Below are 24,340 nucleotides of genomic sequence, written 5' to 3' on the forward strand. Positions count from 1 at the left end.
AATCAATTTAACGAGTAAAATTCATTTGTCAAGTCATCAATCAAAGTTTCTTGAATATAAAAAGAAAAAGCTCCACTTGGGAGCTTATTTTGATTTCCATGTTGGATTGACCTGATTAAATCTTCATCCTCATGGTTGGCTTATTGTCCTTCGTCAAATTTTTCTTCAATGACTTCTGAAGGTTCTTTTTCTCTACATACTCAACAAGACCCATTGAACCAATCTTCTTCTTGATGGTTGCCCCAAGGAGCTGTTCGTACTCTGGAAACTCCTTGATAATGTCGTAAGCAACATCAAGACGAATTTCCTTGGTTAAGATTTTGCAGTTATAGCCTCCAGGTATCCATTGACTAGGTTCGCAGTGTTTAAGTATGAGTTTGATGACCTCCTTGTCTTTGCGAACGTTTGCTGAAAACCAGTGGGCATAGCCGCCATGAAGAGGTATGAGTTGCTTGGCGAAGTCGATATCGTTTTTTAGTTCCTCTGACATAAAGTAGCCACAATCAAAATCTTGGGCATCATTTTCAAGGGCAAGATATTTGGCTCTTTCAATATAGAACTCCTTGCTTTTCCCAATGTCGTCCCATGTGATTGTTTTATGGGTGACATATCCCATCCAATATCCAACTTGTTTCATATCCAGTTGGATATTCATGTGAGCAAGTTCCTTGATATTTGGCTCATTGTTGGTTGTTGTCATCTTCGTTCTCCTTGTAATGTGTTGCCATAAAATTTCCAGCAAGCCAATTTAAGTGGTCTCTCCGTAGGTTGGGAAACAACTCACTCATTAGCCCCTTCGTTGCCTTCTGTGCCTCTCCGATAGAGGGAGGGGATACCTCCCAGCTCTGGATTTCGGTCAAGTAGTGTTCAATGCGAGCCTTGTTCATGCTGTCTCTCCTTGGTGCTGAGCCTGGGCAATCATTCGTTGAAGCATGAGGTAGGTTGCTTCCTTGCCTCCCAATCGAAGAAACACATCAAGCTGAAGAGCAAATAACTCTTGACTCTTTTTGTTGTTGTAATCTGCAAAGCTGATTTGCTTTTCGTCTTGAACCTTGTTCATTACATTAAGAATCGCTTCGCTTACCTCCATGTTGATTTGTTCATCTGTTTTCATGCTGCCTCCTTTTGATTTGGTAAGAAGTGGCTAAATAGGCATTCCTGTTCTTCTGGAAGGTCGACAACATGCCACTTCATAGATTTCATCACTCGCTTATTCCCCTTGCTTTCAATATCGGCAACACCAATAATTCGCTTGCCTTGTGTCTCGATAAGCACATGAAGAACGTCTACGGCTTTTACATGCCCATGAATTTGACCCATCATCTCTTTGACATTTTTCATTTCCTCCATTGTTCCAGTCCAATTTGAAGCCTCGGAGAAAATCATAATGGCGTCAGCTTCAATGAAGTGACATGCAACCTTTAGGCGAGCCACATATTCCTCTTTGCTCATATCTTCTAAAGCAACAGTCATCTTGCTAGTTCCCTTGATGATGATAGCTACTGGGTTGTCAAGGTCTCGTCCTTTTTTGAATTCCCGCTCAAGGTAGTTGATGCCCTTGAAATAGAAGAAATTGATGACTTGCCCTAATCCAATCTCTGTAATTTGTTTGTAGTGTCCGTTTTTCATAGTGGTTCTCCTTGTTAGTTGTTCTCTGAAATATCAAACTTGTCTTCTCGCTCATAAACCCGTGCAAGAGCATCTAGGAAGTGAGCTGTAGTCCAAGGGGTAGCTTCAAATTCACAATGAATCTTGAAGCCGTCTTCTTGCTCTTCCTCAATTCCTCCAAAGTCCATATCCTCCATCTCGTCCCAATCGCTCACATATTCCGAGAAGTAGTGGACAACAAACTTGCTGTCTTTCTTTTCAATCGTGAGTCTTTTGGCTTCTGGCTCATAATGCTCAATGATTTCCTCGATAATTTCCTCAAGGCTATCTTTCTTGTTGATGTAGGTGTCATCTTCATCTGTCCATGCCCATACATATTTAGCTTTACTCATCTTCATTCTCCTCGTCGTCTTCTTCATATTGAAATTCAACATCGTCTATTTCAACTGGATAATTCCCTCCCCAGCTCCAATTGATATCGTCAGGGGCTTTAATCTTTTCTTCTGCAATTTCTCGTGCTTCTTCTTCAGAGTCAGCAACTACCTCGATATATGCGAAGTATTCGCGTGTCTGACTTACTGAAACCTCATATACGTTCCTCATTTTCATTCTCCTTGTCAAAATTAAGCTAGTTCCATAAACTTCTCTTCGATACGGCTGACCACTTCCATAAATTCAGCCTTAATCCCTTCGTGGCAATACTGGTTGCTCTCATCGAATTTAAGTGCGGCAAGATTCGATAACTCTTCCTTCATGCTTTCCTTGTTGGTTAAATTCCGTGAAAGCTGGCGTTTTAACTGGTTAATCTTCTTCTTCATGCTCATGCCCATGTAGTCATTGTTAAGGTTGGTTTTGATGCTCGCTAACTCCGCAATGATTTCGGAAACACGGTCATTTTTCTCAGCCTTCACTTCCACTTTCTTTGTAGCAACCTTCTTGGTGGTCTTGGGAGCATTCACCTTTAAGAGTGAGTCAATGAACTCTTGAACTTGTTGCTTGGCTGTTACGTCAAGCTGTTCAATTTGGCTCTTCATCTTGTCGGTGACTTCCTCTTGCTTCACTTCCACCTTTTCCTTAGTTTCAGCTTTCTTGTTTGGCTCATAGAAGAGAACATCAAGACCATGTTTCTCAACTCGTTCCTTTGCCATCTCAAAGAATTTCTCGCTCTTCTCAAAGGCAATCACCTTGCGCCCTTTTTGGATACCATAGACAAGCGTGCTTGCTGAGCCCCCGAATGGGTCGAGAATCAGTTGCCCCTCATGACTATGCCGTTCAATAAGTGGCTCAATCATCCATTTGTACTTCTCGCATGGGTGCTTTGTTTCCTTGTTGCTTCCAACGGCTCCGCTGAAAACATTAAGCATGTCCTTCTGCTCTAAGAAGTTGAAGTTGAAAGGTGTCTTGCCCTTGGTAAACCAAATTGCTTGTTCACAAGCGTGGCGATACCCCTTCATGTTGAGACCTGGGCCTGGGTTCTTCTTGGTGAAGTAGATATTGTTTCGGAACTTAAGACCGAATTCTTCTTCAATCAGATAAACAAAATGGCCCATGTACTTCACATCAAGAAAGAGAATGATTGAGCCGCCGTCCTTGGTTACTCGTGTCATCTCGGTCATGAAAGGCTTGAACCAATCCCAGAAGCCGTCCACGTCACCAAAGCTGTCTTGGAAGTCGTTACCCCAAGCTTCTTGTGTTGTTACGGTTTTCCCGCCGTTCTTGGAAGCTCCTACCCATGTGCGAAGGTTCTTGTTTGCGATACCATATGGGGGATCGGTAAGCACAAGGTCAATACTGTTGTCTGGAATGTTCTTCATTCCAACAAGGCAATCATTGTTGATAAGCTGGCCTTGACCTTTAATCTTTAAGTTGTAGTTCTTGATTTCTTGTTTCATGTTTAACTCCTTTTGTTGTTTAAGTGTCGCCACTTTAAAACTTGGGGAGTTAAAAGGCCCGGAATGAAGATTTTCTAGGTTTTATCTAGAAAACTTGACAAATCAAAAAAGCGTGTTTTTGGAGTGAAGATGGCACATGGGAACTGGGATAAACCGCTGAATGCCATGAGAACCCGTTATTGGGCGAAAGAAGCTATCAAAGTGGCTATGGAGAAGGGCAAGATTGAAAGGGAAGCCGATTTCTTCAAGGCTTGCCGTGATCCTTCTTCCATCCTTGGGGCAATGTATGACATCCCTTGGGATAGCTACTTAAAGGGGGTACAAAGCCCTCAAACGAAGTTCCTCAAGCTCGTTGAAGACTTTGCTCCTGGCTCAATGGACTGCTTTGAGGTCGGCCCCTATGGAATAGAGCTCTGGAAGGTTCTACAAGCTCACAAAAGCGACAAAAACCTACAAGAAGCTGAAAGTCTGGTCGATCAGGTTCTTGCTCTGGAACATAGAGAGAGCCTTGAAAGTTGGGATCTGGGCTTGAAAGCCTTCTGGTTGGTCAATCCCTTGCTTGGCTTCAAACTCGCCCCGTTTGAGGCTGAAATGGTGGCTCTCGGCAATTTGGAGCTGAGAGAGTATGGAGAGACCAGATTTGGGATACGAGAAAGCGATAGCTTGCCGTGGTCTGACCTCCAACACCTCATTGAGAGAGGTTTGATTGGCAAGCCGATTGAGACCTTGGGAGAAGAGGCAAAACGGCGCTTCCCCAAAGATTCCGCTCAAAAGCTCGGTGAACTCGTGGCGAAGGGGCAAGCGGTTTTGAAGAAGGATGAAGAGGCGGATTGGGACAACCAACAAGACGGCTCGGTCAACCTAACCCTTGCTGAGTTGCTTGCCTATTGTGACGATTCTAGAAAGCTGTATTCGTTGGAACATGCTTTCAGGCGGTTCAAAACGAAGCTGATTGATTACTCGTATGAGTCTGGAGAAGCCTCGGGCTATTCAGCTCACTTGATTGCTGCTGTGTTTGGCTTGTGGCATCTGTCTGTTGCCAAGAGCAATCATAGGGTGAAGTATATTGCTGAGGTTCTTATTGAAGGTTTAGCCCATCAAGCTATTGAAGATGAATTTGAGGAACTTGGGCTTGATCTAAAAAAATTTGCTCTCAACATGATTAAATAGTTGACAAACCGGGTTTAGTGTGTAAAAACAAGAATGCCAAGTTTAATCATGTGAGCTTGGTATCTCTCAAATGCTCCTTTGAGTTGTTTTTGGTTCATGAAAAACAATCGCCTCTTTTTGAGGCTTTTGTTTTTTGTGCGAGTTATTTTTGATGATATCTTGACAAGTGAATTTCGTTTTCGTATAAGTTAATCATCGTCTGACAAACGATCCAATCAATGATAATGACAATAATATGGTTGATTGAGTCTCCTTGTAATTGAGTAATGCAAATGCCCCTTGGATAAAACCTTGGGGCTTTTTGTTTTTATCGTTGACACGATAATTTAATTTGATAAGGTATTGATGACCAAAAATAAAACAATAAGGGGTTATCAATGAAAAAATTATTTGTATTTATGTTATTCATGCTGGCAAGTGCCAGTTCTTTTGCTGCCAATGTGTTTGAACCCTCTTCAGGGGATATATCAATCAAAGTGCTTGGAGCAATCTTTGGTGGCTTGTTAGATGGCGGTGGCAGTGATCCTTTGATTTCAGGCATCAAAATTTTCAATGGCGGATGCTTAATTATTGGCGGTATCTTGGCTGGGTACACTATATTGGCCGGAACCTTGAACACGGCACATGATGGGGAGATGTTGGGTAAGAAGTTCTCTTCTGTATGGATACCCATCAGATATTCAGTAGGTACAGCACTTGTTCTTCCAGTTGTCGGCGGTGGTTATTGTGTGATGCAAGCCCTTGTTATGTGGCTCGTTGTACAAGGTATCGGTTTGGCAGATCAGGTTTGGGGTGCCTTTATGAGCAACCCAACATCAGCAGCCAATACCAATGTGCAGACATATAGAAACGAAATTCTTGGAACCGCACAAGCAGCATTTAATGCTTCCATGTGCTATCGCGCATATGCACGAGCCATTTCAGAAACAAGCTCAATATTAAAATGGGGCAAATACAATTACACCATGACACAAGCCAGCCAAGGCTGGGTGTATGGAGATGCCACTTCCAGCATTAGAAGAAATGGATGTGGAGAAGTTGATTATCCACAAGACAAGAATGCTACCCAAGTCGATTCAACAGTCGCAAACACAACCCCTACAACAAATGGCGGTTATCTGGGCGATATTGGAACTATCTTTGCTCCAATGGATGTCTCAGCAATCAATCAAGCTCATGTTGCACAAACAGATATCTTGGTTCACAAAATGGATGCATTGGCGGCTTCTGTCATAGCTACAGCCCCAGCTCCAGATAGTGAAGGTGTACATGGTGTGACTATGACGCCTGATCAAGCTACTGCATATTATGCTCAAATTGAGCAAGCGACAGACAATTATCTTAAAGGCGTTAAGAGTGTTGCTGATGGTCTATCCACTGGTGATGCCTACACTAAGATTCAACAAGCGGCTAATAATCAAGGTTGGATATTGGCTGGGGCATGGTTCACTCGTATCGTTCAAATGAACGACCTAATCAACAAAGCCGTAGCTTCGTCTCCAACTGATGAGTCTTCTGCCGTGGGTCCAGCAATGGATAGCCTAATCTTTGCTGATGCATCTAAATACTATGACGGTGCGAAGCTTGTTTTAGCTGCCAACAAGAGAAGTCAACCTGGTAGCTTCTTGGGAATCAAAAATAGTCCTGATGCACAAAATGAAGCTGGAAGTGGAATGCATCTAACTGGAAACCCATTGAAGACCCTTCAAGCGGGGATCACTGAAGTCTTTACAGGTGTAAATCTTTATAGCTTGAAAAATGACACTAGACATCCTCTAGTCGTCATTAACGAACTAGGAAATAGATTGCTCACATTGGTTGAGCTTGTTGTTGCGGCGATAGCCGTTGCTGCATTGGCATTGGTTAAGTTTGCCGATTCGATTGGTGGTGGTGGTATGGCATCAGCAATCAATGTTATTGGTTGGTTTCTTGATATGCCTATCAAGGTATTGACTGGTGCTGGTGCTGCTGCGGCTTATTTCATACCCAATATGCCATTCATTATTTGGATAGGTTGTATTGTTGGCTGGGTCTTGTTAGTCATTGAAGCCATCATTGCGGCGCCTCTATGGGCAATCATGCACCTTCATCCAAACGGGGATGATATGACGGGTCGCGGTGGCAATGGTTACTCCCTAGTGCTTTCTTTGGTTCTTAGACCTGTTTTGATGATCTTCGGCATGGAAGCATCCATTGTGATTTCCGCAGTAATTGGCGAGTTCATCAATAAGGTGTTCTTTGAGGTTTTCGCTCAAAGTACCAATAGCACTAGCGGAATCTCAGCTCTTACAGCATTAGCTATCGGTTCCATTGTCTACCTATCTGTCATGTTCATTTTCATTAGAAAATGCTTCAGTATCATGTATCAACTGCCTGACCAGTTATTACAATGGATTGGTGGGGCTGGTTCTAAATTGGGTCAATTTGCTGGTGAGTTCTCTGGTGCTGCTGATAAAGCGGGTGGTATGACTTCTGGAGTAGCTGGTTTTTCAACTGGTGCAGCAAACATAGGAGCTAAAACAGGCTTACAAGCTTTGGCTCGTAAATCTCAACAGAATGCGAATGAAGAGAAGAGCAAGTTGGCAAACATGGATAGGAAAATGAATGAGCGATATGGAGCCGGAACTGCTGATACTAAAAATAGCCATGCTAGTATGATACCAGGTGACTCATTCAGTAGTGTCAAGAAAGCTGTTGCGAATAGCCAAGCTTATGATCAAGGTTTAGATATGGCTACTGTATCTGACCCAATCAACGGTAAAGCTGAATTTGAAGAGGGCTTTACTGAATCAGAAGAAAACGGTCACAAGGAATTTGGGGGCAGTGCTATCAATGCAGCTCGATCACTTGGCAAGCAAATTATGGATAAAAGTCTTGCTGACAATCCTAATGGTGGGTTCATTAAGGCATATGCTGGCAATAACACAAAGAACCTCCGCAATATCATGAATACGATTGGAAGCATGGAAGGTAATATTGGAAGTGAAGCTACCAAGAAAGTTCTAGATAAAGCCTTGGATTCTGGTCTTACTGGAAAAGAATTGCATAATCAGGCTGAAACCTTCTACCAAGAAGAGAAGTTAAAGAAAGAAGATAAGAAACAAAGTGATAATGGCGATAAAGAAGACAAGCAATAACACAAGAAAGACACTCAATTGAGTGTCTTTTTAATTGCGGGAGATTGATTTTTTTGAAATAGTACGCTAGTGTGGTTTATGTCTTGACAAAAGGAGTTGGACTATGAGCGGTTTTCTTGAAACATTGGGCGGTCTGACTGCCTTAGAAAAAATTGGCAACCAGGGGCGGGAGATTGACTCTCTTGGTCTTGAGTTGGAAGGTAGCCAGCAACAGCTTGACCATGCTCGCCGTAGCTTGGCTTCGGCTGATGGCTCAATCGCTTACTATGCTCGGGTCAATAAAGAGCTGACTGAGAAGAACAAGTTGCTTCAAGAAGTAAATGAAGATCTGCGATTAACTTTAGCTGACTGGATTGTTTCTCAACGGGCTTTCCGTGAGGTAGCCATGAAGTATGGTGTCTTGGCTGGAAAGACTACAAAAGACATTCTGGAAGAAGGCTCAACAGCAGAAGAGCTAGTTTTGCTAAACCAAGCGAAAATGGATAGCAAAAACAATGTTGATAGCCTCTCTCGTGCCAAGCCATTCAAAGATCGCTTGCTTGCCAAAATTCAGAAAGAGAAAGCTGGTCGGCAAGGATGACAGTGCAAAACAAGGTCAAGAAAAATGAATAAGCCCCGAATTCGGGGCTTTTCTTTTACTGGTAATGGAATGAGCTTCTTAAATGAGGAATGGTGTCATCTCAGCCTGTTTTGAGCTCGTGTTGCCGTATGGCAAGGCAGCTTGACTGCCAAGGGAAGCGAATGCTTTCCCAAGATGATGGAGAGGATTGGATTGGTTTCCTCATTTATGGAGCTGGAGAACCAATAAAAAAGCCCCCGCTAGGAGGGCTTCTTCTCGGTAGCTATTTGTTATTTGAGTTCCATGATTTCAGGGGGGACACCTTCCTCCTTACCCCATGCACTCACCTTTTCAAGGAAGTCCTCCATTATGTTGTCATAGATTTCTTTCAGCTCTTCAATACCATTTTTCGTTCTAGCGGCAATTTCCACCAAGCCAGAGAGAAACACAATGTAGAACCCTTTCTTTGCACGCTCTTCTTGGTGAATCACCCAATTCAGGATATTGACATAGCCATCAATCATATCAGCCAAGAATTCCTCCTTATCGATGGTATTTACGATGGCGAAGGTTGCATAGAAAACAGCCTGCCCAAACTCTGTTGAATACAGCTCTTGGAAGATACGAGAGGTTGAGAATTTTTTTGCTGTTTCCTGTGGGTCGGTGTATCCATTCTTCTCAGCTTCGATGATTTTATTAATCACAAGAGAAAGAGCCAAGACATCATCATCAATCACTACACCAGAGTTCTTGAACCAAGGAAGCATTTTGCTCTTTATCTCCTTGGCTTTTTCTGGTGAGAAACCTGAGCTTTCTTCCTCGGGTTCAGGAATTTCACTAGGATGAAAACCGTCCCGTTCCAGCTCTTCAAGATTTTTCCTCAAAGTGGCCTTGTCTTCATCACTACCCATTCCTGAATCCAACAATGCCTTCGTAAGAGTGGCAATACTCCCCAATGCATCATTCACTGCTGGATTTTTTTCCTCAAATGCACTCTCAGCATGTGCAACCATTTCCTCAATGGCTGACATGATTTCTTCTGGAGTGTCTGATGCTGCACGAATGATATTGAGGGGGATATTGAGGAACATGTATTTCGTCTCTTTATCCTTCCTTCTTTCTTCCAAATTATCAATCCAAGTGAGAACGTCCTTGAGACCCATAAAGGCTTCGGTCATTCCCTTCCACTTGTTATTGATACCAACATGGATTGCCAAACCTGTATAAATCATGGCTTGACCAAATGGGCTATCTGCAATTCTCCAGTAATCCGAATTGGAGAATTTCGTCTCAATCAGCTTGAGACCCTTATCGTTATCTTTCTTATCAATGGGGTAATACTTCCTAACCACTGACTTGAGCAAATCAAAGCTGCTGCTTTGAATACCACAATCATTAAACCATGGGAGGGGATCTACAGACTTTGCTTGACCATACCGCTCCTGCACAACTTGTTCATTGGGTGAAAAGCCCATCTTAGAAAGCTGTCCAAGCTGTTCGGCAAGCTGCTGTTTTCCTTCTTCGCTAATACCTTCCAATCCCATCAAGCCTTTGGTGAGAGTAGCGAGATTTCCCATGAGGTCCATCACTGCTGGAGAGGGTTCTGTGTTGCCGTCATTCGTTTGCCCATTACTGGTAGAGGAATTTTTTGCTAAATGTTCCTGTGCCAACACAAAGAGATCTTTGTGATAGCTTGTTTTACCTGCATTAGCCAAACCTCCTGCCATTGCACCAACACCAATGATCATGGCAGCAATTTCAGTGTTGCTTGCATTCGCCAACTTCTCTGAGAATTTAGCCAGAGCCAGCTCTTTGTTTTGAGTGAAGGAGGTTGCAACTACACCAACTATATAGAAGTCGATATATTTATCGTCACTCCTCAATTCTTTTTCGGTCTGCTCGAAATCGGGGAAATACTCTCCCAACTCAAGACCAACAATTGCGGCTTTCAAAGTATCACTATCAAGGGTGTCAGTGTATTTTTCCTTGATGGGGCTTTCCTTCAGTCCCTTGATAGTAGTTCTGAATGCAATCTCATCCTTGTTCTCTTCCATATATTTGAAGAGGGCTGAGAACTTGCCACCCCCACCTTCAGATTGCTCAACCTCGTCCACCTTATTTTCAGTGGCTTTGGAGCTTTCTAAATCAGGAACAAGCTCCTCAAAAACATGGGAGCCTGCCATGGCGATCATCATGTTTTCTTTGACTGGTTCAACGTCGGGAATGATTTCAAGCGGGTAGCGTTGCTCCATACCACTGGCAAAAGGAACCCCATTTTCTTCCGTGAAATTCACGTCCATGTTGATCTGGTGGAAGAAGAACAACATGAGGAGGGCAATGTTCGGTCCTTGATTGGGATACTGATCCAATCCAATACCCTTGTCATATCTCCTCATATCCAGTGCATTTTCATAGGCAAATAGAAGAGTGGTAGTAATCCACGTCTTGTTGTATTTGCCACTTTGCTTCAACAGATAATCTTTGCCTTCCGTAATAAGAGGGGAAAGCTCATCCCGACTATCATTGAAAGGAGATGTGAGGAAGAGAACTTGATAGAACGGAATGACTTCAAGGAAATCAAGAACAATTTCCTCATCTGTCATGTTGCGATATGCTTCCCTATCCTTCATGCCAGAGAGAACACTTCTAGCCTTTCTGTGGAAGCTCTGAATGGCCTTGTTTTGATCCTCAAGAGACTTGACCTGTTCAATCAGAACCGGAACATAGAGCTCTTGATAGGCAATCTCAAGCAATGGCTTCCAATGAGCCAGTGTCACCATTTCAACCAGGTGAAGATCAGGACGATTGAATCCTTGGCAGTAGTAGAGAATGGACTCCATAAGAGCTGGCTGAGCAAAGGCAGCACTCTGCAAGTGATAGCGGATCACATGCTGGTAGCAGAAATGCTTGAAGACATTCTCAATATTATCTCCGTTTGTCGAAGCCTGCCTCACACCATTGATAAGCTCCTTGGCCATTTCCAAGAAAACGTTAGCAATTTCCTCAGCGTCTTTAGCAAAGTTGGAATGGAGCTGATATTCGGTCTTCCTCGGCTGATCAGCAAAGAAAGATGCAGGACCCGATTTAGGAGCTTCTTTCACTTCCTGCTTCGGTTGTTCAGAACTGGCTTCTTTGACTTTATTCCTACCATGTTCTTCTGCAAAGTTGGAAACCATATCCAAGATGGAGTCAGAAACTTCAATCCCTCTCTCCTTGAACCCCTCTGCAAACTGTGCTTTGGTTTCAGCTTTTTCTTTCTTCTTATATTCAAGAAACTGAGCTACCAAGCTAAAGATGCTGTGGTGAATGCTTTCCTTGCCTGCCCGGTGTTGCACCACTGCTGACATTGCAGTGCCAAACACCATTGCTGCTGCCTCGTTATTGTCTGCCTCTCCCAATTTGGCTGAGAACTTGGTAAGTGCAAAATCTCTGTCGTCAGTATAGGTATTTGCGAAAATACCATAGGCATAGAATTCAATATACCTATCGACGTTCTTCAGCTCTGCCTTCAAAGCATTGACATCAGGATAGAATTCCTTGAATTGTTCATTCTCAAAGGTAGCAGTGAAGATATTACCCTCAAGGGTCTCAAGATACTTGGCCTTCATCTGATCGCCAGTCAGACTTTCAATTGCACCTTTGAATTGCATTTCAGCAATAGAAGTCTCACCAGTGAAAAAGCTGGTGATTTCCTTCAAGCTCTTTTTGAGATCATCAGGAACATTAGGATTGTTTTGGAGAGCTTCTGAGACCTGCTTCAAATCCTTTTTATCTTCGCCGTTCTTTTCTGGAACCTGTTTCTTGGCTTCCATTCCCAATAATTTGTCGCAATTTTCTCCCACTGTGCCAATCAGTGATGCAGTGAGTTGCACCAATGTTAGACGTTCTCCTGCCTTGAGATCTCGCGTATCAATATTGATAAATACTGAAGTGGCAACATTGAAGGCTGAGGTAATATAGCTTGTTGCCGTGTCCTTGCTGAATACAGCAGAACTCTTGAGCATATTCACTGGAATCTTGACATCAAGATCAAGCTCAATCTCATTACCTTGCTTCAGGTTATCTCTCAGCTTGAGGAAGATTGCATAAAAGTAATTGGCAACCTGGCTGAAGGTTTTCGGGTCTTTCTTGTAAAAGACAGGTGCAACATCCTCACCCATCTCCTTCATTACTTGCTCAACGGTTTTTCCCGACCTTTTCAATCCATCTTCAAACGGCTTGCCATTGGTGGGAGAGGAGCTAGAAGGGGTTGAGGTTTGCTGACCTTCTTCAGATAGTTCAGATAGGTTGGCTTTGATCAACTTGCCACAAAGACCAGCAACGGGAACCAACTTGCTGAACAGTTCTTCCTTCTTTGCTGGATTTTCTTTGATAATATATCCAGCACATGTAGAGGAAACTTCCTCTAGAAAGTAGTAGGAAAAGTCTTGGAGGGCTTCTGAGTTTTCCCGACCAACAACAAATTTGTGAAGTTCTTTAGTTGCAAGAAGGAGGCGTGGGAGACTTTGATATTTATTCTCGACAATCTCTTTATAGAAATGGTAGAAGAGATATGCCGAAATAATCTTGACTTCAGGAAAATACTCACCCTTACCATCAACCACTGATTTGAAGTAGTCTTTGGGGATTTTCTCTTTGCCTGCTTCAGTATTTTTTCTGAACTTGGTGAGTAGAGTATTCGCACCAACAAAAATATTCTCGTCGTATTTTTCAACCTCATCCAGAATGGAGAGATCTGCTTTGCCACTTGACCTGGTTGCTTGTTCGGTTGTGCTTGGTGAGCTCGTTCGCTTCAATCCACCGAACCCACCAAAATTCATGGTTTCATGAAGTTGCTCTTCAGTGCCTTCTTTTGATTTCTTCTTTCCAAATCCGAACATGACTGATCCTTTACTGGTCTCGTGGTGGGGCAAAAGCTGATTGTAGCCATACTGCATAACGGCTCTAGAGCTGAAGACTTGAGCATCCCTCGGGTCCTGAACTCAGTCCTCCAAGGTATCCGAATGGGGACAGGTTTGGGAAGCTCTGGAGGGGTTCTGTAGACGAAAAAAAACCCACTGTCATAGTGGGTCTTCATTGGTATGAGGAAACGGTTCAAGCTCCTCGTCCTATCTGCTGGATCTCTTGCCATGGGATCGGTTGGTTCTCGTCAAAGAAGACTTGGAGCCAGATGTGGGAGACCATGCTTGCAAGTGCCAGTAGCATGAACTCCAGAGGAATGTAATATTTGACCTCAAAAGAAGGGTTGTTGTGTGTCTTGCTCTGTAACGAGAAAGCGAACATCAAAACGGGTGGCTTCTTGAAGCTCTGCTTGTCGTCAGAAAGAATGCTCTTCCAGTCACCAGCTTGCATCTGTCCGTTCTCGATCCATCCACCTTGCCGAAACCCAAAGAAAGTGAGCGAGCAATTCAAGCTCTCGATCTGCTGGGTAAAGTTGAGGTAGGTGTCAATGGCAAGCTTCGTTTCCTCGGGGTGCTGAGCGAGCTTGAAGACTTCATCAAGGTGAGTGGTGTTCTTCAAAAGGTCAAACTCACCATTGAGGATGAGACCTTTCACAATGTCTCGGTGAAGTGGGGTGATGGCTATCGCCGTGCCTCCACCAAAATTCCTCATGCGGTTGTTGTTCATATTTCCCTCTACGGGTTCTTTACTGACGAAGTGAACCCTTGCGAAACAGGTACAAAAAAGCCCTCTTCGGAGGGCTTGTGCTGAGAGCTGAGGTAAAGCTTAGTCAGCCTTGAATTCAGCTTCGGTGATCTCGCCAAGTTGTTCCTTGGTCGGTTGCTTGCTTTCACGGCTTGCCAGCTTCTTGAGGAAGTTGATCTTCGCCTTCTTGTCGGCGGGATTGACCAGCCATGCATCCACCGGCTCGCCGCTCTTGTAGGTGGTGTAGCAACCCTCGGTTTCAAGGAACTTCGGCGGGTGAGCGAGCCAAACACCCGTTGCACTGCCGTCCTTGCTCTTGATGGGCTTGCCCATGACACGGGACTTGGTTTCGCCGTCACCCTTGCCCTTGCCAGCGGTGGGGATATGGAAACCCAGCTCGTCAGCCGTGAAGCCTTCGGCATGGATGACTTCCTTGATTGCTTCCAGCGAGGCGAAGCCCAGCTCAGCGGCCGTGAAGGCGAAGGTCTCGATCTGCTCCTTGACCGATGCCAGAGCTGCGGGGCGTTCGGCATCCAGTTGAGCTTGAATCATTTCCTCAAACTCACGGCGCTTGGCGAGGATTTCAGCGACGGTCAGCTTCTTCGGTGCTTCCTTGGCGGCGGTCTTTGCGGTGATCGTTTCAGCCATGTTCTTTCTCCAGTAGGTATGGTAGCAACAGCTTGCGTCAGAGGTTAGAAGTCTCAACAAGCTTGCTGCTGCCTGGTGTGTTGTGCTTGTTGATGTCTCCATCATATGGCGATCTATCAAGTGGGTCAACAAGATCTAGCAAGATTCTTGTAAAAAGATTTTGATTGCCAAAGTAAACCCTATTGAAGAAACGCATTACAACAAAAAGGATTAGAACTTGCTGATTATGTTTCGCATTATGGGATAATCAATGCGGAAAACAACGAAATTAGAGGGTTTTAGGGGTTATTCTTTCTTAACCCGATATCATTCCCTTGAAGACAACAAAAAAGCCCCGAATAGGGGCTTTAATTCGTATCTATGTGGGGATGTGTTAGACCTTTCCACCATCCTTCCAGATCGTCCCATCCATCAATGTTAAGAGCCGTATGGAGAATTCGTGCCTCATTCATGTAAGTAAAGACGGTTCCAGCAAATGACCTTTTTACTTTTATTTGCTCTTCAGTCAAATCGCCTTTGATTAACGGAATGAAGGGCTTGGCTGAATTGACCTCATTAAGAGCGAGATAGTTAGCAAAGGAGGCTTGAGCTATCCATGAACCAGATTGCTTGTCCCGTGCCATGAGCAAGAGGGTGTGCCAAAGGGATTTACCAAGAGCGGATTTTGTCTTGGGGTTTCCATGAATCTGAAACATGATCGGGGTGAGCAAGTCATACACTTCCCCCAAGCTCTCAATGTAGGGGACAATTGGATTTTTGAAGTCCTCGGCAACCTCATCAAGAGATTGATTTAGGCTTTGTCCCTTTCGTCCTTTTTGAATATCTGCATGGCGACCAAGGATGACAGCCTCATAAAGCTCTGCCGTCATGTAAATGCCTTTTTGTTTTGGAGTCGGCGTTTTCATGGGTTGGTCATCCTTGCTTAGATTTTTTTGACGATTTGGTGTGGTTTGTCGCTGACTGGAAGAGAACCATCTAGCTTCATTTTTAACTCAAGCGAGTCATGATAGCGATTGAGGTTGTCTGCCAGAGATTGCAATTCTGTTGCTTGCTCTTGGACATGAGCGGCAAGAAACTTCATCTTAGCAAGGAATGACAAATCTTGTACGGGGGTTTTGCTCTTTACTGGTTGCAAAACCTTCGGCTTGATTGGCTTCTCTTCAACGGGCTCTGCAATGGGGGCTTCTTCTTGCTTTACTTCGCCACTGAGCAAGAAGTCTGCAACATGATAGATGGAGTAGAAGACACTGCGACCAACGGGCTTCCACGGAATAGGAAAATTCTGCTCTTTTCGGAGCTTTGATTGTTGTTTTTCCGAGATCCCAATTTCAGCTTCAAGCTGTTCTGGGGTCATCAAGAATTTTCCGTCTGTTTTTGTCTTCAGATAGTCTACAAGCTGTGCATGAAGCTCCATGTCTGACCCTTCCCCCGTATGTGTGATGTCGTGTATGATAGTGTGGTTCTGCCCCTTCCATCCATACCGCGATAGTTCAACGGATAGAACAAACCCCTCCTACATGTTGGGCAACTCGTCAGCGATGGCGGGATTGAATGGAGTCAAATTCGGTGAACCCTCTGACTTTTGGTCGTGGCAACGCCGAGCCAAGCCTTGAAGCTCTTGCTTCATGGAAGGTGTAGAGACTTGACGGCTCCCATCTCTATGAGATGAAGGCAAAGTCCAGACCACAAACCTACCTGGTAGGGCAGTGAAAACTGAAGTGGTAAGAAGGGTTAGATGTGGGTTCGATTCCCGCTCGCGGTGCCAAGATTTCCTTCTTCGGGTTCCTTGCTGAACCCTCCCCATAGCCTCAAAAACAACCTCCCCAAGCCCTCCAAGAATGCCCGCTGTAGCCGTGGGACAACGGCGTTTTGGGACAAAAATGGGACGCGAGAGGGAGGAATGGGACGGGATTAGACGGGACTGGGAGGGAGCCAAGCCCTTGATTTATAAGGGTTTCGGGGGTTTTGGCTACCCGTTCAATGCGCTTAGGAGGCGCTCGTTCTATCCATTGAACTACGGCGAGCGGACCGTCTGCATGGCGCCGCCGCAGTAGGACGGGCGGGCCGAAAGACGGAGCGGAGTATAGCAAACTCGGGCGCATGTGGATCGCCGCGACGTGTTGCGCGGGCGGTGGTGGTGCGGGGGCGCTTGGTCGCGCGGCCAGGGTCGCGGCGCCGATGGCTGGCGCGGCCGAGATGGCTGCTGCAGCGTTCCCAATCGATCAGTGCGGACATGGCGGGCTCCCTTTGCGAAGGATGTTGGTTGGTTCAGGCGGCGTTGAGGCCGGAGTGGCCGTTGGTCGGAGACAGCAGTGCGCGTACCAGTTGCAGCACGGTGACGATGGCGGCTTGCGGATGACGCAGGCATGTCTCCACCTGCTCGCTGCGCGCCTGGCCTAGCAGGCACCAGGTGCAGAAGTGCTCGCAGTTGTTGGTCAGCAGGTGGTAGTCGTTTTCGCCCAGGCGGCTGCGGGCGCGGCGCACTGCTTCGGCGCCGAGGTAGCACGCGCACGGCTCGGCCTTGATGGTGACGCGATGGCCTTGTGCGAATTGTTCCAGCGAGGTCTCTTCCACCGGTCCCGCATGGAGCGCGTGACAGAAGCCGGCATAGTGGATCACGCGGCCGTTGCCGGCGTAGATGCCGTGGTGCGCGTAGCCATGGCGTTGCGTCACGAGGTGGGCTCCCGGCACGTAGACGTCGTCCGGCAGGTCGGCTTGTTGTTGGTCTTCGTGGTTCATGGCAGGTCTCGGTGCGGTGTCGGTGTCTGGCAGCCAGTGCTGCGTCGTTGCCAACCCACCCGCATCAAGCGTGCCAATCCGGGGCAAGGACCATCGCATAACGATTTGCGGGCGACGACGCCCCTGCGGCGCGGGGCGATGGTTGGTGCGATGCCGACACGAATCCGCGCGTTGTGTTGGGCGGCGAGCGCCATTCGCACCGCGCGGCGGTCCGGGGGCGGCGTCGCCGTCCGAGCCGTGCAAGGCGCAGCCGCATGCTTGCCCGGTGACGGTTTCCGCCCCACTGTTTGCGGCGCATGTTGGCGCGGCCCCAACCTCTGAAAGCGCACTTCGTTACACATGCCCCGCTCGCGGCGCCCTGCGCTGCCGCGAATGCGCCACAAACAGCCGGAATCCCACCATAAACGGGCCGCAGACGCGCCCGGCGAGCGCCTTGGTCGCCCTGTGGCGCGCATGGCATGGGCCTTGCGGATACAACGGCGTCGCAACCACCGATGCCCGCCTTCAGGAGACGATCATGGCCAAGCTCACCATCCGCGATCTCGATACGCGCCACGAACTCGATGTCCGCGCCATGTCCGCCATCCGGGGCGGCGGCGCGCCGTGGGTTTTTGGCTGGATCCAGCCGTATGTGGCAGCGCGGCCCAGCGCGTCGCCGGTCGTGAACTTTTACGAGATCAATTACAGCTTCTATGCTGATCAGATGAACAACCAGTTCCAGAGCATCGACGTCCACAACAACGCGCCGAACTCGACCATTGCGGTCGATGCGAATATGGACGCCCGCAACAAGGGACGGTTGGTGTAGCGGCGGTTGATCCGATGCTGCCCGCAGTCCGGGCAGCCAATGCGGCAACCCCGATCCAGTCGGCGCTGGGGGCGCCAGTTCGCGCGGCGTGACATCGGTCACGGGCTCGCGCGGGAGCATGTCGTGACCTGCGTATCGCAATTCCGCTGGACCTCCGCCGCGGGCACCGACGTTGGCGGCGTGCGCGAGCGCAATGAGGACGCCTGCCTGGACTTGCCCGAGCGAGGCATCTGGGCGGTGGCCGATGGCATGGGCGGCCACGCGGTGGGCGACTTTGCCAGCCGCGCCATCGTCGATGCGCTGGCCACGCTGCCCGCACCGGCCAGCTTCGACGATGCGGTGGCGAATGCGCGCCAGGCCATCCAGTCCGTCAACCATTTGCTGATCGAGCAGGCGCTGCGCATGAAGGTGCGGGTGATCGGCAGCACGGTCGTCATGCTGCTGGCGTGCGAACGTCGCTGCGCCTGTCTGTGGGCCGGCGACAGCCGGCTGTACCTGTTCCGCGGCGGGCACCTGAAACAGTTGTCGCGCGATCACAGCCAGGTGGAACGCCTCAAGGCGCGCGGGCTGATCACCGCAGAGGAAGCCAGGCACCATCCGGCACACAACACGATCACGCGCGCGGTCGGCGCGGCGGCAACGCTCGACCTGGAACAGCTCACGCTTGAGATCGGCGATGGCGATGTTTTCTTGCTGTGCAGCGACGGACTCAGCAACGAAGTCGAGGACGCGCAGATCGCCGACACGCTCGCGGCCGTGACCGATCCGGCCCAGGCCGCCCAGGCGCTGCTCGCACTGGCCCTGGGCAACGGCGGCCGCGACAACGTGTCGGTGGTCGTGATCCGCGCCGAGGACATTGCCGGTGGATCGGACATGACGCTGCTTAATCCGGAAGTCTGACGCGCCATTGCGTGCGCCATAGAACGCGCGCCGCCGTATCCGACCAAACCGGCGCGCCTACTTGGCGCCGGCCGGGCGCTGGGTGCGGAAATCCTTGGAATGGATGCCGTGCTTCTTGAGCAGCATCTGCAGATGCGAGCGGTTCATGTCGCAGCGGCGCGCCAGTTCGGCCACGGTGCCGCCCACTTCCTGCAGTCCGCGTTCCAGGAACGCGCGCTCGGCCTCATCGCTGGCCGCGCGTTTGGCTTCGGAGAGCGACGTGGCGATGCCGGGATCGGTCACGCGCGATGTGGTGCCATCGATCGGCACCGCCGCCAGCGCGGTCGGCTTGGGGCGGATGTCTTGCGGCAGATGCGCAAAGTCAGCCGTATCGCCGGCCAGGCACGACAGCCGATACATCAGGTTGCGCAGCTCGCGGATATTGCCGGGGTAGTCGTAGTGCAGCAGAAAATCCCGCAGGCGCGGCGTGAGCCGGATCGGGCGGCGTTTTAACTGGCCTGCGGCTTCGTCGCCGAAATAGGAAACCAGCAGCGGGATCTCGTCGCGGCGCTCGCGCAAGGCGGGCAGCGTGACGTGGATCACGCTCAGGCGGTAGAACAGATCCTCGCGAAACGTGCCGGCCGCGCTCATGCTGCGCAGATCCTTGTTGGTGGCCGCGACGATGCGGGTGTCGACGGAAATGGCTTCATCGGACCCGACGCGCTGGATCTCGTGCGCCTCAAGCACGCGCAGCAGCTTAACCTGTCCGGTCAGCGGCAGCTCGCCGATCTCGTCGAGAAAGATCGTGCCGGTATGCGCGCTCTCGAACTTGCCGCGCCGATCAGTGGCCGCGCCAGTGAACGCGCCCTTCTTGTGCCCGAACAGTTCGGACTCCAGCAGGCTGTCAGGAATCGCGCCGCAGTTGACGGAAATAAACGGCTTGTCAGTGCGCGCCCCGTTGGCGTGGATCACCTTGGCCATCAGTTCCTTGCCTGTGCCGCTTTCGCCATCGATCAGCACCGGCAGGTCGGTCGGCGCGGCTTTTTCGGCAATTTCCAGCGCCTCTAGCAGTTTCGGGTTGTCGCCGAACGTGCCTTCGAAAATGAAGCTGCGCTCCATCAGCGCCTGCCGGCGTTCACGCGACGACATCTCCACAGGCTCGACGGCCGGCGCATCCGGCTCGCCGGCGGCAGCCGCCGCGGCGACAAAGCGTTCCTTGTGCGACAGGCCCATCACTTCGTCGCGCAACGCGGTAGCCTGCTTGAGCAGCTTCTCGATTTCCGCGCGCTCCAGCCGCGACGACCAGCGCAGCGTCGAGCGCAGGATCTCGATCTTCTCGATCAGGCCCGCGAACGACACCGCGGACGTAGCGGGTGTGGGGTTGTATAGCTTCATGCCGCGCTCAGTTGCTTCTGGACCAGTTGGTAGTACATGCCGCGCCGCTCCAGCAGTTCCTCGTGCCTGCCCTGCTCGACGATGCCGCCTTCGTAGAGCACCAGGATCTTGTCGGCCTGCATGATCGTGCTGAGCCGGTGCGCGATGATCACCGCGGTGCGCCCGCGCAGGATGTCCTGCATGTTGGCCAGGATATTGCTCTCCGATTGCGTGTCGAGCGCCGATGTCGCTTCATCGAACACCAGCAGACGCGGGTCGTGATAGAGCGCGCGGGCGATGCACAGCCGCTGGATCTGACCGCCGGACAGCCCGATGCCGCGTTCGCCCACCACCTGCTCGTAGCCGAGCGGCAGCTTGGAAATGAACGGATGCGCGTCAGCCATCCGCGCCACTTCCTCGATGCGACGCCGGTCGGGACTTTCGTCGCCGCATGCAATGTTCTCCGCCACCGTGCCCGAGAACAGCAGATTGGTCTGCATCACGTAGCCCACCTGCGCACGGAAGAATTCCGTATCGATCACGTTCATGTCGTAGCCGTCGACCTTCATCGAGCCTTCGCTGGGCTTGTAGAAGCCGACCAGCAGCTTGGCCAGCGTAGTCTTGCCCGATCCGCTGCGGCCGACGATGGCAACCATTTCACCGGGGCGCATATGAAAGCTGATGTTCTCGAGCACATAGGGCGTGTCCTCGCCGCCGTAGCGGAAATAGACGCCGTCGAAATCAATCTCGCCCTGCAGGTCGGGCAGCATCACGCGCGACAGCACGTCCTGCGGCCTCTGCTCCGGCTCCAGATCGAGCACGTCGCCCAGCCGCTCCATCGCCACGCCGGCGTCGTTCAACTGGCCCCATAGCGCCACCAGCCCCATCAGCGGCGCCAGCACGCTGCCCATGAATGCGTTGAAGGCGATCAGTTGGCCGATCGTCAGTTCACGTTCCAGCACCAGCGTGGCACCCACCCACAGGATCGTGATGGTCGTGGCCGCGTTCAGCACCTGGCTCGCCAGGCCCACAAGAATATGGAACGCCTGCGCGTGATACTGCCTGTCCAGCGCCTTGGCGTACTTGCGCTCCCAACGCAGCCGCACTGGACGCTCGATACCCATGCCCTTGACCGTCTCGGCGCCGCCGAGCGTCTCCATCAGGTATGCCTTGGCATCGGTCGATGCCGCGAACACTTCGCGCGCATAAGTCTTGACCTTCGGCGTGACGATCACCGTCAACGCGGCGATCGGGATCACGAACGCAATCAGCAGCAGTGTCAGCTTGACGTTGTAGAGAAACATGATGCTGAAGTAGATGAATACCATCAGCAGGTTCAGTGCGGTGGTGACGGTCGATTCGGTCAGGAAGGCGCGGATGGTCTGGTTCTCCTGGAAGCGCGCAAAGATGTCGCCCGTCTTGCGCTTGGCAAAGAACGACAGCGGCAACGACAGCGTGTGCTTGAAGAAGTGCGACATCATCGCGAAATCCATGTTGCGCACCATGAAGTTGGCCAGGTACGCACGGATCGTCACCATCAGTTGCGTGAAGACGTTCGAGATCACCAGGCCCACGATCAGCAGATGCAGCAGACCGATGTTCTGGTGCACGACCACGCCATCGAGGATGTTCTGGATGATGAGCGGCGGCACCACGCCCAGCAGCTGGATCACGAATGTCGCCAGGAACAGATGCGCAAGGATGGTCTTGTACGGCGCGAGATAGCCGATAAAGCGCAGCCACGGCGAACGCGACACCGCCAGCTCGGTCATCTGCTCGCCGGGCGAGAACAGCAGGCACGTGCCGCTCCAGCCGCGCTCGAATTCCTCGGTGTTCATCTTGCGGAAACCGATCGCGGGGTCTGCCACCCAGACGTGTCGCGACGACACGCCGTAGACCACTACATAGTGGTAGCCCTCCCAGTGAATGATGAACGGCAACTCGAAGCCGAGCAGCGCATCGCGCGTGCATTGCACGCCGCGCGTGGTGAACCCGAGCGATTCGCCGGCGCGCGCCAGACTGTCCAGCGTCGCGCCAGCGGTAGTCACGTTGGCCAGTTCGCGCAGCTTGCCCAGCGTCATCGGAATGCCGTGATGGCGGCAGATCATCGCCAGGCACGCCGCGCCGCAATCCATCTCCTCGGCCTGTTCCACCAGCGCAAAGCGGCGGATCACACGCTCGCCCAGCTCGGGCTTCGACTGCAGATCGAGCAGTACCGGCCGCTTGCGCCGCTCGGCCAGCTTCTTTTGCCGATGCAGTTCGCGGTCGACCGCGCGGATCCTTTCTTCGAGCACCTCGCGCAGCCGCCCGTTTCGCTCAAGGATCAACTGCACGGTTTTCTCGGGGATCACCAGCAAGCGCGTGTCGGTTTCGGCGATGGCCGAGGCCATCTGCTCCTGCCGCATCACGCACGCGCGCTCGCCGAAAATGTCACCCTGCCGCAGCGTGGCCAACGGGAAGATGTCGCCGTCTTCCTCGCGCTCGATCCGCACCGTGCCTTGCCGCACCACATACAGGCGCCGGTCGTCGCGGCCATCCTGCTGGAGAATCGTCTTGCCCGCCGCCACGCGCTTGACGCCCACGCTGCGCACGGCGTCCTCGAGCTCGGCCTTGTCCAGCTTGCCGCGCAGATCGAACAGCCGCGCCACGAAGCCCCCGGCGGAGCTGATCGCCACATAGCTGGTGATAAACGCGAGCGCGGCAGGATTGCCGCTCACCACGGGCTCCGACACCGCACGCGCAATCGTGATCAGTTCCGTCTTGCCCGATGCGCGTACCGACGACTCGTGGCGATACTCGCGCAGCAACGCGATATCGGCAAACACTTCTCCGGCCTTGCGCACGCCCATGCTGATTTCCTTGCCGTGTTCCTCGTTGAACACGCGCACGGATCCACTGCGCACAATAAAAATGCCGTCGGCGGCTTCGCCGGCGTTGCAGACGGTGTCGCCGAAGCCAAAGTTGAGCGTGCGCGCGCTTTCCGCCAGCCGCTCGATCTCCGCGCGCGACAGCGGCGAGAGGATCTCCACGCCTGCGAGGAAATCGGCCAGCGACTGCGGCCCCGGCGTGGCCGGGTCCGCGGCGGCAGCCGTCACCGCGGCATCGCTAGCGGGCTTCGATGACATGTTCCTGCGCCCGCGCCATCAGCCAATCTTCGCGCAGCAGCCGCCGGATCTCCACGGCGACATCGGCGTCGAGCCTGGCCGGGTGTTTTGCCCGCACCAGAAATACTTCGAAGAACGCGCGGTCCGGCGCTGGAAATGGCCCAAGCAGGTCACCGGGTTCCGCGTTGAACACCTTGGCCTCGATATCGCTCTTGAGCGATCCGCGCAATACCTTACCGATGTCGCCGCCCTGTTCCCGCGTATCGGCGATCGAGTGTTCGCGCGCCATTTCGGCGAACGCATCGGGATCGTCCTGCAGATACGACACCAGCTCCCGCGCCTTGCCCTCGGTATCCACCACGATGTGGCTGACCTCGATGCTGTCGAAGCGCGGCGAATTGAGCTGGAAATACTCCTCGACCGCCGCCTCGGTGCAGACGCGTTCCATCATCCGTTCCTGATAGAGGCTGTCGGTGATAAACGTCTCGAATTCGTCGAGCGTGATGTGCAGCGCATCGAGATAGTGATTCATGTCGGCCGCGCGATGCAGGCCATGCGCGCGCCGGAACTGGTCGGCGCGCTCTTGCACGTCCGCTGGCGAGAGCGCAATGCCGTGCCGCCGCGCTGCATGCACGGTCAGCTTGTCGCGCACCAGTTGCTCCACCAGCCCTTCGAACTGCCCGGTCAGCTTGAGCACCCTTACGAAATCGTCGACGTCGATCGTCTCGTCGTCGATACGCACGATGGCTGTCATCGCCCTCTCCTCTAGTTTGACC

At 50.8% G+C, this 24,340-nt stretch carries 21 protein-coding genes; 5 read left to right on the forward strand and 16 right to left on the reverse strand.

What is annotated here, in order from left to right:
* Positions 1 to 115: 115 nt before the first annotated feature.
* From F7R19_RS15305 to F7R19_RS15335, 7 genes are read right to left on the reverse strand one after another with little or no spacing between them, the layout of a single operon-like run.
* Positions 116 to 700 (reverse strand): hypothetical protein, encoded by a 585-nt coding sequence (locus tag F7R19_RS15305; protein ID WP_150981141.1) that lies wholly within the window; start codon positions 698 to 700, stop codon positions 116 to 118.
* On the reverse strand, positions 681 to 887 hold the full coding sequence (locus F7R19_RS15310; RefSeq protein WP_064804198.1) for a hypothetical protein: 207 nt from the start codon (positions 885 to 887) through the stop codon (positions 681 to 683). The genes F7R19_RS15305 and F7R19_RS15310 overlap by 20 nt, the downstream gene beginning before the upstream one ends.
* Complete coding sequence (locus F7R19_RS15315; RefSeq protein WP_064804196.1) at positions 884 to 1,114, reverse strand: hypothetical protein; 231 nt, start codon at positions 1,112 to 1,114, stop codon at positions 884 to 886. Before F7R19_RS15315 ends, F7R19_RS15310 begins: the two co-directional genes overlap by 4 nt.
* Complete coding sequence (locus F7R19_RS15320; protein ID WP_064804194.1) at positions 1,111 to 1,629, reverse strand: hypothetical protein; 519 nt, start codon at positions 1,627 to 1,629, stop codon at positions 1,111 to 1,113. The genes F7R19_RS15315 and F7R19_RS15320 overlap by 4 nt, the downstream gene beginning before the upstream one ends.
* Positions 1,630 to 1,643: 14 nt before the next feature.
* Positions 1,644 to 2,000 (reverse strand): hypothetical protein, encoded by a 357-nt coding sequence (locus F7R19_RS15325; RefSeq protein ID WP_150981142.1) that lies wholly within the window; start codon positions 1,998 to 2,000, stop codon positions 1,644 to 1,646.
* The gene (locus F7R19_RS15330; RefSeq protein WP_150981143.1) at positions 1,993 to 2,211 is read right to left on the reverse strand and encodes a hypothetical protein; all 219 of its coding nucleotides are present in this window, start codon (positions 2,209 to 2,211) and stop codon (positions 1,993 to 1,995) included. The genes F7R19_RS15325 and F7R19_RS15330 overlap by 8 nt, the downstream gene beginning before the upstream one ends.
* Positions 2,212 to 2,231: 20 nt before the next feature.
* The gene (locus tag F7R19_RS15335; RefSeq protein WP_064804190.1) at positions 2,232 to 3,500 is read right to left on the reverse strand and encodes a site-specific DNA-methyltransferase; all 1,269 of its coding nucleotides are present in this window, start codon (positions 3,498 to 3,500) and stop codon (positions 2,232 to 2,234) included.
* 129 nt (positions 3,501 to 3,629) lie between these two features.
* On the opposite strand from F7R19_RS15335, the gene F7R19_RS15340 reads away from it, so the two are divergent.
* From F7R19_RS15340 to F7R19_RS15350, 3 genes are all read left to right on the forward strand, one after another.
* On the forward strand, positions 3,630 to 4,670 hold the full coding sequence (locus tag F7R19_RS15340; RefSeq protein WP_064804188.1) for a hypothetical protein: 1,041 nt from the start codon (positions 3,630 to 3,632) through the stop codon (positions 4,668 to 4,670).
* Between the two features lie 377 nt (positions 4,671 to 5,047).
* Positions 5,048 to 7,807 (forward strand): DotA/TraY family protein, encoded by a 2,760-nt coding sequence (locus F7R19_RS15345; protein ID WP_082932831.1) that lies wholly within the window; start codon positions 5,048 to 5,050, stop codon positions 7,805 to 7,807.
* A 103-nt stretch (positions 7,808 to 7,910) separates the two neighbouring features.
* Positions 7,911 to 8,387 carry a hypothetical protein gene (locus tag F7R19_RS15350; RefSeq protein ID WP_082932830.1) on the forward strand — a complete coding sequence of 159 codons (477 nt, stop codon included), beginning with the start codon at positions 7,911 to 7,913 and terminating at the stop codon, positions 8,385 to 8,387.
* Positions 8,388 to 8,656: 269 nt separating this feature from the next.
* Here the strand turns inward: F7R19_RS15350 and F7R19_RS15355 are convergent, their stop codons facing one another.
* The 6 genes from F7R19_RS15355 to F7R19_RS15380 all read right to left on the reverse strand — a co-directional run bounded on the left by F7R19_RS15355 (position 8,657) and on the right by F7R19_RS15380 (position 17,399).
* Positions 8,657 to 13,246, reverse strand: a complete 4,590-nt coding sequence (locus F7R19_RS15355) for a hypothetical protein (protein ID WP_150981144.1) — start codon at positions 13,244 to 13,246, stop codon at positions 8,657 to 8,659.
* A 214-nt stretch (positions 13,247 to 13,460) separates the two neighbouring features.
* Positions 13,461 to 13,994 (reverse strand): hypothetical protein, encoded by a 534-nt coding sequence (locus tag F7R19_RS15360; protein WP_150981145.1) that lies wholly within the window; start codon positions 13,992 to 13,994, stop codon positions 13,461 to 13,463.
* Positions 13,995 to 14,093: 99 nt separating this feature from the next.
* Positions 14,094 to 14,660 (reverse strand): hypothetical protein, encoded by a 567-nt coding sequence (locus F7R19_RS15365; RefSeq protein ID WP_064804179.1) that lies wholly within the window; start codon positions 14,658 to 14,660, stop codon positions 14,094 to 14,096.
* Between the two features lie 347 nt (positions 14,661 to 15,007).
* Positions 15,008 to 15,565: a hypothetical protein gene (locus tag F7R19_RS15370; protein WP_150981146.1), complete on the reverse strand. Its 558-nt coding sequence runs from the start codon at positions 15,563 to 15,565 to the stop codon at positions 15,008 to 15,010.
* A 17-nt stretch (positions 15,566 to 15,582) separates the two neighbouring features.
* Positions 15,583 to 16,074 carry a hypothetical protein gene (locus F7R19_RS15375; protein WP_064804174.1) on the reverse strand — a complete coding sequence of 164 codons (492 nt, stop codon included), beginning with the start codon at positions 16,072 to 16,074 and terminating at the stop codon, positions 15,583 to 15,585.
* Between the two features lie 854 nt (positions 16,075 to 16,928).
* Positions 16,929 to 17,399 (reverse strand): lecithin retinol acyltransferase family protein, encoded by a 471-nt coding sequence (locus F7R19_RS15380; protein ID WP_150981147.1) that lies wholly within the window; start codon positions 17,397 to 17,399, stop codon positions 16,929 to 16,931.
* 517 nt (positions 17,400 to 17,916) lie between these two features.
* On the opposite strand from F7R19_RS15380, the gene F7R19_RS15385 reads away from it, so the two are divergent.
* Positions 17,917 to 18,207 carry a hypothetical protein gene (locus F7R19_RS15385; RefSeq protein ID WP_061955978.1) on the forward strand — a complete coding sequence of 97 codons (291 nt, stop codon included), beginning with the start codon at positions 17,917 to 17,919 and terminating at the stop codon, positions 18,205 to 18,207.
* Between the two features lie 123 nt (positions 18,208 to 18,330).
* The gene (locus F7R19_RS15390) at positions 18,331 to 19,107 is read left to right on the forward strand and encodes a PP2C family protein-serine/threonine phosphatase (protein WP_150981148.1); all 777 of its coding nucleotides are present in this window, start codon (positions 18,331 to 18,333) and stop codon (positions 19,105 to 19,107) included.
* Positions 19,108 to 19,164: 57 nt separating this feature from the next.
* On the opposite strand, the gene F7R19_RS15395 is transcribed toward F7R19_RS15390, so the two are convergent.
* The 3 genes from F7R19_RS15395 to F7R19_RS15405 are packed head-to-tail and all read right to left on the reverse strand — an operon-like array spanning position 19,165 to position 24,318.
* A complete protein-coding gene (locus F7R19_RS15395; protein ID WP_150981149.1) occupies positions 19,165 to 20,481 on the reverse strand; it encodes a sigma-54 interaction domain-containing protein in 1,317 nt (438 codons plus the stop codon).
* Complete coding sequence (locus tag F7R19_RS15400) at positions 20,478 to 23,585, reverse strand: peptidase domain-containing ABC transporter (protein ID WP_223505795.1); 3,108 nt, start codon at positions 23,583 to 23,585, stop codon at positions 20,478 to 20,480. The genes F7R19_RS15395 and F7R19_RS15400 overlap by 4 nt, the downstream gene beginning before the upstream one ends.
* Entirely contained in the window at positions 23,566 to 24,318 is a 753-nt protein-coding gene (locus tag F7R19_RS15405; RefSeq protein ID WP_150981150.1) for a peptidylprolyl isomerase, read from the reverse strand. Before F7R19_RS15405 ends, F7R19_RS15400 begins: the two co-directional genes overlap by 20 nt.
* Positions 24,319 to 24,340: the final 22 nt, after the last annotated feature.

Origin of the sequence: Cupriavidus pauculus, assembly GCF_008801835.1 — a bacterium.
Taxonomy (GTDB): Bacteria; Pseudomonadota; Gammaproteobacteria; order Burkholderiales; family Burkholderiaceae; genus Cupriavidus; species Cupriavidus pauculus.

Bases quoted from the DNA above. Each gene is read 5' to 3' on its own strand.
- F7R19_RS15355 (WP_150981144.1), bottom strand. From the start codon at position 13,246: ATGTTCGGATTTGGAAAGAAGAAATCAAAAGAAGGCACTGAAGAGCAA.
- F7R19_RS15315 (WP_064804196.1), bottom strand. From the start codon at position 1,114: ATGAAAACAGATGAACAAATCAACATGGAGGTAAGCGAAGCGATTCTT.
- F7R19_RS15310 (WP_064804198.1), bottom strand. From the start codon at position 887: ATGAACAAGGCTCGCATTGAACACTACTTGACCGAAATCCAGAGCTGG.
- F7R19_RS15350 (WP_082932830.1), top strand. From the start codon at position 7,911: ATGAGCGGTTTTCTTGAAACATTGGGCGGTCTGACTGCCTTAGAAAAA.
- F7R19_RS15335 (WP_064804190.1), bottom strand. From the start codon at position 3,500: ATGAAACAAGAAATCAAGAACTACAACTTAAAGATTAAAGGTCAAGGC.
- F7R19_RS15305 (WP_150981141.1), bottom strand. From the start codon at position 700: ATGACAACAACCAACAATGAGCCAAATATCAAGGAACTTGCTCACATG.
- F7R19_RS15360 (WP_150981145.1), bottom strand. From the start codon at position 13,994: ATGAACAACAACCGCATGAGGAATTTTGGTGGAGGCACGGCGATAGCC.
- F7R19_RS15395 (WP_150981149.1), bottom strand. From the start codon at position 20,481: ATGAAGCTATACAACCCCACACCCGCTACGTCCGCGGTGTCGTTCGCG.
- F7R19_RS15365 (WP_064804179.1), bottom strand. From the start codon at position 14,660: ATGGCTGAAACGATCACCGCAAAGACCGCCGCCAAGGAAGCACCGAAG.
- F7R19_RS15385 (WP_061955978.1), top strand. From the start codon at position 17,917: ATGGCCAAGCTCACCATCCGCGATCTCGATACGCGCCACGAACTCGAT.
- F7R19_RS15380 (WP_150981147.1), bottom strand. From the start codon at position 17,399: ATGAACCACGAAGACCAACAACAAGCCGACCTGCCGGACGACGTCTAC.
- F7R19_RS15330 (WP_150981143.1), bottom strand. From the start codon at position 2,211: ATGAGGAACGTATATGAGGTTTCAGTAAGTCAGACACGCGAATACTTC.
- F7R19_RS15370 (WP_150981146.1), bottom strand. From the start codon at position 15,565: ATGAAAACGCCGACTCCAAAACAAAAAGGCATTTACATGACGGCAGAG.
- F7R19_RS15325 (WP_150981142.1), bottom strand. From the start codon at position 2,000: ATGAGTAAAGCTAAATATGTATGGGCATGGACAGATGAAGATGACACC.
- F7R19_RS15340 (WP_064804188.1), top strand. From the start codon at position 3,630: ATGGCACATGGGAACTGGGATAAACCGCTGAATGCCATGAGAACCCGT.
- F7R19_RS15375 (WP_064804174.1), bottom strand. From the start codon at position 16,074: ATGGAGCTTCATGCACAGCTTGTAGACTATCTGAAGACAAAAACAGAC.
- F7R19_RS15400 (WP_223505795.1), bottom strand. From the start codon at position 23,585: ATGTCATCGAAGCCCGCTAGCGATGCCGCGGTGACGGCTGCCGCCGCG.
- F7R19_RS15320 (WP_064804194.1), bottom strand. From the start codon at position 1,629: ATGAAAAACGGACACTACAAACAAATTACAGAGATTGGATTAGGGCAA.
- F7R19_RS15405 (WP_150981150.1), bottom strand. From the start codon at position 24,318: ATGACAGCCATCGTGCGTATCGACGACGAGACGATCGACGTCGACGAT.
- F7R19_RS15345 (WP_082932831.1), top strand. From the start codon at position 5,048: ATGAAAAAATTATTTGTATTTATGTTATTCATGCTGGCAAGTGCCAGT.